The following is a 9,966-nucleotide window of genomic DNA, read 5'->3' on the forward strand; positions in this document are numbered from 1 at the left end:
CCGAGGGGTAAGGAACAAGGCTGGTCAACACAGCTTACGTACCTTGGCAAACGGTATTTTCCGGACACCCGCGCGGCCCAACCGCCGGTGTTCGGCCCCTCAATGGCAGGATCGGTGCCATGTCCGACGCGCGCAAACCCTCACCGACCGGCGCCGCCCCGTACGACGCCCTGCTGCTGCTCTCCTTCGGCGGGCCGGAGGCCCCCGAGGACGTCGTCCCGTTCCTGGAGAACGTCACCCGCGGCCGCGGCATCCCCCCGGAGCGGCTGAAGGAGGTGGGCAAGCACTACTTCCTGTTCGGCGGCGTCAGCCCGATCAACGAGCAGAACCGCGAGCTGCTCGCCGCGCTGCGCAAGGATTTCGCCGAGCACGGGCTGGAGCTGCCGGTTTACTGGGGCAACCGCAACTGGGCGCCGTACCTGGTCGACACCCTGCGCGAGCTGGCCGCCGACGGTCACCGCCGGATCGCCGTCCTCGCCACCAGCGCGTACGCCGGCTACTCGGGCTGCCGCCAGTACCGGGAGAACCTGGCCGAGGCGCTGGCCGCGCTCGCCGCGGAGGGCCTGCCCGAGCTGCGGGTCGACAAGCTGCGGCACTTCTACAACCACCCGGGCTTCGTCCGGCCGATGATCGACGCCACCGTGGCGGCCCTGGCCGAACTGCCCGAGCCGGTCCGGGACGGCGCCCGGCTGGCGTTCACCACCCACTCCATCCCGGACACCATGGCCGACTCCTCCGGCGCCCCGGACGACCCGGCCCGCGGCCGGCCCGGCGGCGCCTACGTCGCCCAGCACCTCGACGTCGCCCGGCTGATCGCCGAGGCCGTCGCCGAGCGCACCGGGGTCGCCGACCGGCCGTGGGAGCTGGTCTTCCAGAGCCGCAGCGGCGCCCCGCACGTGCCCTGGCTGGAACCGGACGTCTGCGACCACCTGGAGGCCCAGCACGCCGACGGCGCGCCCGCCGTGGTGATGGTCCCGATCGGCTTCGTCTCCGACCACATGGAGGTCAGGTACGACCTCGACACCGAGGCCGTCGCCAAGGCCGCCGAACTCGGCCTGCCGGTGGCCCGCGCCGCCACCGTCGGCGCCGACCCGCGGTTCACCGCCGCGGTGCGCGAGCTCGTCCTGGAGCGCGCCGCCGCCGAACGCGGCGAGCCGGTGACCCGCTGCGCGCTCGGCGCGCTCGGCCCCAGCCACGACGTGTGCGCGGTGGCCTGCTGCCCCAACCCGCGCGCCCCGCGCCCGGCCGCCGCCGAGCGCTGACCGCCCGTCCCGAGGAGTCCCCCTTGTCCACCCCCGCCCTGCCCGACGACCGGCTCCTCGACGACCTGCTGGACGTCGCCCTGGACGCGGCCCGGCGGGCCGGCGCCCTGCTGCGCGACGGCCGGCCCGCCGACCTCGGCGTGGCCGGCACCAAGAGCAGCCCGGTCGACGTGGTGACCGAGATGGACCTCGCCTCCGAGAAGCTGGTCCTGGAGCTGATCACCGACCGCCGCCCGGAGGACGGCTACCTCGGTGAGGAGGGCGCCGAGCGGCACGGCACCAGCGGGGTGCGCTGGGTCGTCGACCCGCTCGACGGCACGGTCAACTACCTGTACGGACTGCCCTCCTGGGCGGTGAGCGTGGCCGCCGAGGTGGACGGCCGGGCGGCCGTCGGCGTGGTCTTCGCGCCGGCCCGCGGTGAGCTGTTCCAGGCCGTCCTCGGCCGCGGTGCCCACCTCGACGGCCGTCCGCTCGCCGCCCGCCAGGCCCCGCCGTGGGGCCAGGCGCTGATCGCCACCGGCTTCAACTACGTCCGGTCGGTGCGGGTCCGCCAGGCCGAGGTGCTGCAGGCCCTGATGCCCGAGGTGCGGGACGTCCGCCGCGGCGGCGCCGCCGCCGTGGACCTGTGCGACGTCGCCGCCGGGCGGCTGGACGGCTACTACGAGCGCGGACTGGCCCCCTGGGACCGCGCGGCCGGCTGCCTGATCGCCGCGGAGGCCGGCGCCCTGGTCGGCGGCCGCCCCGGCCACGGCCCGGACGGCGAGCTGACGGTGGCCGCCGCGCCCGGCGTGTACGAGCCGCTGCAGGAGCGGCTCGCCGCGCTGCGCGCCTGGGAGGACCGGGGCTGAGCTCCGGAGCGTCCCGGGGCACGGGAGCCCCGGGACGCCAGGTGCCCCGAGCGGGCACCGCCGTGAACGCGACGGGGCCCGGAACGCGAAGAGCCCTGGCATACGAGGGATGCCAGGGCCTGGGGTTTCGCACGGCCCCCGCAGGGCCGCTGGTGCCGGAACTCCGGCGACGGGTCGGGATCGGGTGGATCAGGCGGCGGTGCGGTGACGCTCCAGCACGGTGTCCACACCGTGCTCGGCGGCGAGCCGGCGCAGGTCGTCCAGCTCTGACTGCTCCACCTCGGCGAGGAACTCGTCCCCGGCCTCGATCGCGCGGTGCAGGTCCTGCTCGGCGTTGGCGATGCGCTGCAGGATTCCGGCCTTGAAGGCGTCCATACGGGCCCCCTTACTGTGTCGGACGTGCACGGTCGTACGTTCTCCGCCCTGAGGTTGCGTGGCCAGCGGTAGCGTCCGGGGAGGCAGGATCCTGATTCTCCGGTCGGGCGCGGAGACGGCCCGTCGGCCGCTCCCGGTGACGTCCCAGCCCCAGGGCCGGCGCGGATGAACGCACGGCGGGTGGGTGCGATCGGCCGACAGGCCAGATCGCGGGTGTGCAGCTGTCCTCCCCGCCGCAGGGGCGGGGAAACCTGTCGGCGCGAGAAAGTTGCCCGTGTCACAGTCCAACCGGACTGGTCCCGGTGCGAACGGTCACCGGTCGCCGGTTCCGCCCCGTGCCCGAGCGGCAGCTTATCGCTGCTTTACCGCAGGACCAGGCAGGATGGAGGCACCGTCGGAGCCGTGCGTCCGCTTCCGGGGCCGGCCTGGAGAAGGGACAACGACCGTGCGGGTTCTCGTCGTCGAGGACGAGCAGCTGCTCGCCGAGGCCGTCGCCACCGGCCTGCGCCGCGAGGCGATGGCCGTCGACGTGGTGTACGACGGGGAGGCCGCGCTCCAGCGCATCGCGGTCAACGACTACGACGTGGTGGTCCTGGACCGGGACCTCCCGCTGGTCCACGGCGACGACGTCTGCCGCAAGGTGGTCGAGCAGGGCCTGGCCACCAGGGTGATCATGCTGACCGCCTCCGGTGACATCAGCGACCGGGTCGAGGGCCTGGAGATCGGCGCGGACGACTACCTTCCGAAGCCGTTCGCCTTCAGCGAACTCGTCGCCCGGGTAAGGGCGCTGGGACGCCGTGCGACCATCCCGCTGCCCCCGGTGCTGGAACGCGCCGGGATCTCGCTCGACCCCGGCCGCCGCGAGGTGATCCGGGAGGGCCGCACCGTCCAGCTCGCCCCCAAGGAGTTCGCCGTCCTGGAGGTGCTGATGCGGGCCGGCGGTGCCGTCGTCTCCGCCGAGCAGCTGCTGGAGAAGGCCTGGGACGAGCACACCGACCCGTTCACCAACGTCGTGCGCGTCACCGTGATGACGCTGCGCCGCAAGCTCGGCGACCCGCCGGTGATCGTCACCGTGCCGGGCTCCGGCTACCGGATCTGACCGGATCCGGCCGGACCGCCCGGCCGGATCCCACCGGACCGCTCCGGACCACCGGGCCGGCCCGCACCGGATCCACCGGACCCGGACGCCGGCCCGGTGGGACCCACCCATCCCGCGCCCGCCCCGGCGGACGCCCCGAGAGGACCATCATGACCACCCCGCCCCCGGCCGGCGGGCCCTCCGGCGCGCCCGCCGGCGGCCCGCGCGCCGTCCCGCCCAAACCACCGCACCCCCCGCGCGCGATCCGGCCGCACTACGTGCCCGGCGACGGCATGCTCGCCTGGCTGCCCTTCCGGCCGACCATCCGGATGCGGCTCACCCTGCTCTACGGCGGCATGTTCCTGATGGCCGGCGTCGTCCTGCTGCTGCTGATGTACGTGTTCTTCCAGGACGCGGTGCAGAACCTGGCGCCCCGCAAGTTCGACTTCGGCGACATCCGGGTCAGGGTCGGCGGCGTCTCGATGGACAGCGCGCAGTTCAACCAGGAGCAGGCCAGCGACTACCTGATGCGCTCCAACTCGGCGCTCAACACCCTGCTGCGCAAGTCGCTCACGATGCTGGTCTGCCTCGCCGTGATCGCCTTCGCGGCCGGCTACGCCCTGGCCGGCCGGGTGCTGCGCCCGCTCGGCCGGATCACCCGCACCGCCCGCGACGTCGCCTCCTCCGACCTGCACCGGCGGATCGAGCTGGACGGGCCGGACGACGAGCTCAAGGAGCTCGCCGACACCTTCGACGACATGCTGGACCGGCTGGACCGGTCCTTCGACTCGCAACGGCGCTTCGTCGCCAACGCCTCGCACGAGCTGCGCACCCCGCTGGCGATCAACCGCACCCTGCTGGAGGTCCAGCTCTCCGACCCGGCGGCCTCGCCCGACCTCCAGCAGCTCGGCAAGACCCTGCTGGCCACCAACGAGCGCAGCGAACAGCTCGTGGAGGGCCTGCTGCTGCTCGCCCGCAGCGAGAACGAGCTGACCGAGCGGCGCCCGGTGGAGATCTCCGAGGTGGCCACCCGCGCCCTGGAGCAGACCAGGGCCGAGGCGGAGCGGCGCGAGGTCGAACTGCGCGCCAAGCTCGATCCCGCCGTCGTCGGGGGCAACGGGGTGCTGCTGGAGCGGCTCGCGCTCAACCTGCTGCAGAACGCCGTCCGGTACAACACCCCGGGCGGCTGGGTCGAGCTGTCCACCGCGGAGGTGCCCGGCGGCGGCGAACTGGTGGTGTCCAACACCGGCCCGGTGGTGCCCGGCTACGAGCTGGAGCACATCTTCGAGCCGTTCCGGCGGATCAAGGGCGCCGACCGCACCCGCAGCGACAAGGGCGTCGGGCTCGGACTGTCGATCGTCCGCTCGGTGGTGCGCGCCCACGGAGGCGCCATCGAGGCCACTCCGCGCGCCGGTGGCGGGCTCACCATGCGGGTGCGCATCCCGAACCCCTGACCCGCCCCACCAGGCCCTTCCCGGGCCCCTCGGGCCGCCCGCCCCGCCGTGCTCCGTGAACGACCGTTCACAGCCGCCCCCGTCAGGCCGTCAAGACGACATAAGGCCTGGCGGGGGCGGCTTGTCTTTTCCGCCCCGAGCAACTTACGGTGTCGTAACCTACGGAACCGTAAGTGCGTCTGAAGACGTGCCCGCCCAACGCGCCCGTCCCAGCGCGTGCCGTCCCCCAGGAGCAAGACCGTGACCATCGCCCCCGTGCAGAGCAGCCCCTCGCTCGGATCGAGCGGCTGGACCGACGCGCGCCTGATCCTGGCCCTCGAAGAGGTCGTGGAGAAGGAGCTCAACCGCCACCTCGCGGTGGCCAAGGAGTGGATGCCGCACGAGTTCGTGCCCTGGAGCCAGGGTCGCGACTTCGACGGCGTGCTCGGTGGCGAGGCCTGGAACGTCGGGCAGTCCCAGGTGACCCCGCTCGGCCGGGTGTCGCTGGTGGTCAACCTGCTGACCGAGGACAACCTCCCCAGCTACCACCACGAGATCGCCACCATGTTCGGCCGCGAGGGCGCCTGGGGCACCTGGGTACACCGCTGGACCGCCGAGGAGGGCCGCCACGGCATAGCGATCCGCGACTTCCTGCTCGCCACCCGGGCCGTGGACCCGGTGGAGCTGGAGCGGGCCCGGATGAGCCACATGTCGGAGGGCTTCGAGTCCGACAACGCGCACAGCATGCTGCACTCGGTCGCCTACGTGGCCTTCCAGGAGCTCGCCACCCGCATCTCGCACCGCAACACCGGCAAGTTCGCCGGCGACCCGCTCTGCGACCAGCTGCTGGCGAAGATCGCCAACGACGAGAACCTGCACATGGTCTTCTACCGGAACCTGCTGAAGGCCGCCCTCGAGATCGCCCCCGACCAGGCGATGCGCGCCATCGCCGACGTGGTCACCGACTTCCGGATGCCCGGCCACGGCATCCCCGGCTTCGAGCGGGCCGCCGCGCAGATCGCCATCGGCGGGGTCTACAACCTGCGCATCCACCACGACGACGTGCTGCAGCCGGTGCTGCGCCACCTGCGCGTGATGGAGATCGGCGGCCTCGGCCCCGAGGGCCTGCTGGCCCAGAACGAGCTCGGGGTCTTCCTGGACGGCCTGGACGAGCAGGCGCGCAAGTTCGAGGAGCGCCAGGCCGCGCAGCTGGCCCGCCGGGCCGCCCGTCTGGGCGCCTAGAACCCCCCGCGGCCGTCCCCCGGCCGTCGTCGGCGGAGCCCCGCGGCGCTCGACAGGGCGCTTCGCGGGGCTGTCGACCTGGGTGGATTTTCCGTGGTTTGCCCCGGAAGATTCTGAACGTGACCAAGGTCACACCGTGTCGCTCCGTGACTTCGGGTGAACTCGGAGAGTGATCACTTGCGCGATGGTGTCGGTTGCGTTCCGTGATCAGATTTCCTGGGGCCGTTCGGGTGAAGGGTTGACCGGCGCCCCAGGTGGGCAAGGGATTCGGCGAGAGACCTCATGGCCTGCGCTTACTGTGCGTATCCGTCCTGCCGGGTCCCGAAAGGGGTGGCGGTGCCCCAGCGTGAGGCCCGCCACGTGCCGGTGGATCACCCCAACGGACCCCTGGCTGAGTGTCGATTGAGTAACAGGGCTTGAAGTAAGGCAAAATCTCCGCCTCGGGTCGGGCACAAGACCGGCCCCCCATGCGTTACGTGCGCTGGAGATACCGCACACACCGCACAACCCGGAGGGGGAGAGCGAAAAATGGCAACGGACTACGACACCCCACGCAAGACCGACGACGAGCTCAACGAGGACAGCATCGAGGAGCTCAAGGCTCGTCGTAACGACAAGGGCGGCGGCTCCGTCGACGTCGACGAGTTCGACGCGGCGGAGGGCATGGAGCTCCCCGGCGCCGACCTCTCGAACGAGGAGCTCGCGGTTCGGGTGCTGCCGAAGCAGGCCGATGAGTTCACCTGCATGAGCTGCTTCCTGGTCCACCACCGCAGCCAGCTGTACAGCGAGAAGAACGGCAACCCGATCTGCCGGGACTGCGGCGCCTGAGCACCGCGGCGGACAGGGCCCGGTGCCCGCGGCCACCGCGGGACCGGCACAGCGCCCCTTCCGGCCCCGGGCAGCGGGGCCGGACGGCAGGTCCGGACGCCGTCCTGAGGGACGGCTCCGGGAGGACCCGGTCGGCCAGGAGCACGACGGTCGGCACGAAGTCGTAGGGACGGTCCCGCAGCAGCGGAACCGTCCCTCTCCGTTTTCCGGACCGGGGGTCGCGCGCTCGCCGCGCGCGCCCCGGACTTACGTGCGGGCGCCCCGCCGGGCGTCCTCCAGGGCCTCGGACAGCTTCATCGGCGATCGGGTCGACAGGTAGAGGTACGGCGTCGGGTCCGCCGGGTCGGTCACCTCCACCCGCAGCGCCGTCGGGACGTAGCTGCGCAGCAGCATGAAGGCGCGCGGGTCGGACTTCGGCCCGCGCCAGGCCACCGCCTCGGCGGGGCTCAGCGGGTGCGCGGCGCCGAGGGCGTCCACCGGGATCCGGGCCTGCCCGGCCACCAGGGAGCCCTGCACCACGCGGATCCGGGCCGAGCCGTAGCTGCTGATGGCGACCGCGCCGGCGGCGATGCCCACCACCAGCCCGGCCAGCGCGGCAGGGCCGCTGACCCGGATCAGGATCAGCGCGAGCGTGAAACCGACTGCGACCGGAAGCAGCCACCAGGAGCGCGGCACCGTGAGGCGTTCGTCGTACATGCCCCCATTGTGGGCGCCCTGACGCCGGGGCCGGGACGCCACCCCCACCGGCCGCGCCCCTACCGCTGGGTAGGGTGGGGCCCCGTGACCGGTGCGACCACCCCCACCACCCCCACCGACCGGCCGGAGCCCGCGATGACACCGACCCCGACCACGCCGCCGCCGGACGCGGTGCTGCCGCCGCGCGCCCCCGAGGCACCCGCCCCCGGCACCCGGCTCGGCTCCCACTACGAGCACTGCTTCGGGTGCGGCCCGCAGCACCCCGGCGGGCTGCGGATCGACGCGGTCGCCGGCGAGGGCCTCGACGTCACCGCCGAGTTCGCCGTCCGCGACGTCCACCAGGGAGGCCCGGGCCTGGCCCACGGCGGCGTGCTGACGACGGCCATGGACGAGACCCTCGGCACGCTGAACTGGCTGCTGCACGCCCCCGCCGTCACCGGCCGGCTGGAGACCGACTTCCTCTGCCCGGTGCCCGTCGACTCCGTCCTGCACCTGCGCGCCTGGATCACCGGCGTGCACGGCCGCAAGATCTACAGCGCCGCGGAGGCGCGGATCGGCGGCCCCGCCGGACCGGTCGCGGTGCGGGCGCAGGCGCTCTTCATCCAGGTGAAGCTGGAACACTTCACCACGCACGGTCGTCCCGAGGACATCGAGAAGGTCCTCGACGACCCGGACCTGATGAAGCGCGCACGAGCCTTTGAGGTGAACCCTTGAGCGACACTCCCCGCCCGCCGCTGGACGTCCTGATCAGGCGCGTCGACCCCGAGCTGCCGCTGCCCGCCTACGCGCAGCCCGGCGACGCAGGTGCCGACCTGCGCACCACCGTCGACGCCGAGCTCGCGCCCGGCGAGCGGGCCGTCCTGCCCACCGGTGTCGCCATCGCGCTGCCGGACGGCTACGCGGCGTTCGTCCACCCCCGTTCCGGGCTGGCAGCTCGTTGCGGAGTTGCCCTCGTGAACGCCCCGGGGACGGTCGATGCCGGGTACCGTGGAGAGATCAAGGTGATCGTCGTCAATCTGGACCCGCGCGAGGGGGTCAGCTTCCGCCGAGGGGACCGGATCGCCCAGCTGGTCATCCAGCAGGTCGAGAAGGCCCGCTTCCACGAGGTGGCCGAGCTGCCTGGGTCGGCACGTGCCGAGGGCGGGTTCGGGTCGACCGGCGGCCATGCCGCGGTCTAGCATGCCCGCGGCCTCGCAGGAAGCCGAGCAGGTATTCGCATCGGTCTTGGACCGGGAAGGACAGTGACCGTGTTCCGTCGTCGCCAGAAGAGCGAGGACGCTGTCGAGCAGCTCGCCGACGACGCCATCAGCGCCGACGAGACGGCCGATGACGTCGAAGGTTCCGCCGAGAGCGAGAACGTGACCGAGCTGGACCCGGCCGACAGGGTCGGTCTCCCGCCGGCCCCGCGCCCGGACGGTCCGTGGGACCACTCCGAGCTGGAGAACCCCGAGGAGGGGCGGGTGGACCTCGGGGGTCTGCTGGTCCCCGGTGTCGAGGGCATGGAGCTGCGCGTCGAGGTCGCCGGAGACGCGATCGTCGCCGCGACCCTCGTCCTCGGCAACAGCGCCATCCAGCTGCAGGCCTTCGCGGCCCCGAAGTCGGAGGGCATCTGGGGGGAGGTCCGCGAGGAGATCGCCAACGGCATCACCTCGCAGGGCGGTCTCATCGAGGAGGAGGAGGGCCCGCTCGGCTGGCACCTCCGCGCCCAGGTCCCGGTGCAGCTGCCGGACGGCACCCAGGGGGTGCAGCTGGTGCGCTTCGTCGGCTGCGACGGACCGCGCTGGTTCCTGCGCGGTGTGATCTCGGGCCAGGCCGCCGTGCAGCCCGAGATGGCCGGGATCCTGGAGCAGGTCTTCCAGCAGACGGTCGTCGTCCGTGGTGAGAGCCCGATGGCGCCCCGCGACCCGATCGTGCTGAAGCTCCCCGAGGACGCCCAGATGGTCGCCGACGGTGGTGGGGCGGCCGCCGCTGCCGGCGAGGGCGAGAACCGCTTCGGCGGCGCCGCGCTCGACCCGTTCGCCCGCGGCCCGGAGATCACCGAGGTCCGCTGACCTGGTCCGCGTCGCACCGATCGCCCCCGTCCGGAGTGCCGGGCGGGGGCGATTTGCATGTGGCGGGCCCGGCCCCGTACAGTTCCGGAGTCGCCGCGAGAGAGCGGGGACAAGCGGAAAGCGAATCCGATGAAATGAAACTCCGGGAAAACG

At 72.9% G+C, this 9,966-nt stretch carries 10 protein-coding genes and 1 pseudogene; 9 read left to right on the forward strand and 2 right to left on the reverse strand.

Annotated features, from left to right (window positions below):
* Nucleotides 1-119 precede the first annotated feature (119 nt).
* Nucleotides 120-1,262 carry a ferrochelatase gene (locus ACFYUY_RS31710; protein ID WP_387905792.1) on the forward strand — a complete coding sequence of 381 codons (1,143 nt, stop codon included), beginning with the start codon at nt 120-122 and terminating at the stop codon, nt 1,260-1,262.
* 23 nt (nt 1,263-1,285) lie between these two features.
* Entirely contained in the window at nt 1,286-2,110 is an 825-nt protein-coding gene (locus ACFYUY_RS31715; protein ID WP_360212220.1) for an inositol monophosphatase family protein, read from the forward strand.
* A 189-nt stretch (nt 2,111-2,299) separates the two neighbouring features.
* Here the strand turns inward: ACFYUY_RS31715 and ACFYUY_RS31720 are convergent, their stop codons facing one another.
* Nucleotides 2,300-2,485, reverse strand: a complete 186-nt coding sequence (locus ACFYUY_RS31720) for a hypothetical protein (protein ID WP_030057688.1) — start codon at nt 2,483-2,485, stop codon at nt 2,300-2,302.
* A 445-nt stretch (nt 2,486-2,930) separates the two neighbouring features.
* Between ACFYUY_RS31720 and ACFYUY_RS31725 the strand changes: the two genes are divergently transcribed.
* From ACFYUY_RS31725 to ACFYUY_RS31740, 4 genes are all read left to right on the forward strand, one after another.
* On the forward strand, nt 2,931-3,584 hold the full coding sequence (locus ACFYUY_RS31725) for a response regulator transcription factor (protein WP_030285473.1): 654 nt from the start codon (nt 2,931-2,933) through the stop codon (nt 3,582-3,584).
* A 149-nt stretch (nt 3,585-3,733) separates the two neighbouring features.
* Nucleotides 3,734-5,017 (forward strand): HAMP domain-containing sensor histidine kinase, encoded by a 1,284-nt coding sequence (locus ACFYUY_RS31730; RefSeq protein WP_360212218.1) that lies wholly within the window; start codon nt 3,734-3,736, stop codon nt 5,015-5,017.
* A gap of 240 nt (nt 5,018-5,257) precedes the next feature.
* Nucleotides 5,258-6,238: an acyl-ACP desaturase gene (locus ACFYUY_RS31735; protein WP_360212216.1), complete on the forward strand. Its 981-nt coding sequence runs from the start codon at nt 5,258-5,260 to the stop codon at nt 6,236-6,238.
* Between the two features lie 528 nt (nt 6,239-6,766).
* Nucleotides 6,767-7,066: a DUF4193 domain-containing protein gene (locus tag ACFYUY_RS31740; RefSeq protein ID WP_030057692.1), complete on the forward strand. Its 300-nt coding sequence runs from the start codon at nt 6,767-6,769 to the stop codon at nt 7,064-7,066.
* Nucleotides 7,067-7,312: 246 nt separating this feature from the next.
* Here ACFYUY_RS31740 and ACFYUY_RS31745 read toward each other — a convergent pair whose 3' ends face one another.
* Nucleotides 7,313-7,762, reverse strand: coding sequence for a DUF3093 domain-containing protein (locus tag ACFYUY_RS31745; RefSeq protein WP_360212214.1), 450 nt, complete (start codon nt 7,760-7,762; stop codon nt 7,313-7,315).
* Nucleotides 7,763-7,897: 135 nt separating this feature from the next.
* Here ACFYUY_RS31745 and ACFYUY_RS31750 point away from each other — a divergent pair, with 135 nt between their 5' ends.
* The 3 genes and pseudogenes from ACFYUY_RS31750 to ACFYUY_RS31760 all read left to right on the forward strand — a co-directional run bounded on the left by ACFYUY_RS31750 (nt 7,898) and on the right by ACFYUY_RS31760 (nt 9,813).
* Nucleotides 7,898-8,476: a PaaI family thioesterase gene (locus tag ACFYUY_RS31750; protein ID WP_360212333.1), complete on the forward strand. Its 579-nt coding sequence runs from the start codon at nt 7,898-7,900 to the stop codon at nt 8,474-8,476.
* Nucleotides 8,473-9,007 (forward strand): annotated as a pseudogene (gene dut, locus ACFYUY_RS31755) (dUTP diphosphatase). The gene ACFYUY_RS31750 and the pseudogene dut overlap by 4 nt, the downstream one beginning before the upstream one ends.
* A 2-nt stretch (nt 9,008-9,009) precedes the next feature.
* Nucleotides 9,010-9,813, forward strand: a complete 804-nt coding sequence (locus tag ACFYUY_RS31760; RefSeq protein ID WP_360212210.1) for a DUF3710 domain-containing protein — start codon at nt 9,010-9,012, stop codon at nt 9,811-9,813.
* Nucleotides 9,814-9,966 lie beyond the last annotated feature (153 nt).

This window comes from Kitasatospora sp. NPDC004745 (assembly GCF_042873275.1).
Classification (GTDB): domain Bacteria; phylum Actinomycetota; class Actinomycetes; order Streptomycetales; family Streptomycetaceae; genus Kitasatospora.

Bases quoted from the DNA above. Each gene is read 5' to 3' on its own strand.
- ACFYUY_RS31710 (WP_387905792.1), top strand. From the start codon at position 120: ATGTCCGACGCGCGCAAACCCTCACCGACCGGCGCCGCCCCGTACGAC.
- ACFYUY_RS31720 (WP_030057688.1), bottom strand. From the start codon at position 2,485: ATGGACGCCTTCAAGGCCGGAATCCTGCAGCGCATCGCCAACGCCGAG.
- ACFYUY_RS31730 (WP_360212218.1), top strand. From the start codon at position 3,734: ATGACCACCCCGCCCCCGGCCGGCGGGCCCTCCGGCGCGCCCGCCGGC.
- ACFYUY_RS31740 (WP_030057692.1), top strand. From the start codon at position 6,767: ATGGCAACGGACTACGACACCCCACGCAAGACCGACGACGAGCTCAAC.
- ACFYUY_RS31745 (WP_360212214.1), bottom strand. From the start codon at position 7,762: ATGTACGACGAACGCCTCACGGTGCCGCGCTCCTGGTGGCTGCTTCCG.
- ACFYUY_RS31750 (WP_360212333.1), top strand. From the start codon at position 7,898: ATGACACCGACCCCGACCACGCCGCCGCCGGACGCGGTGCTGCCGCCG.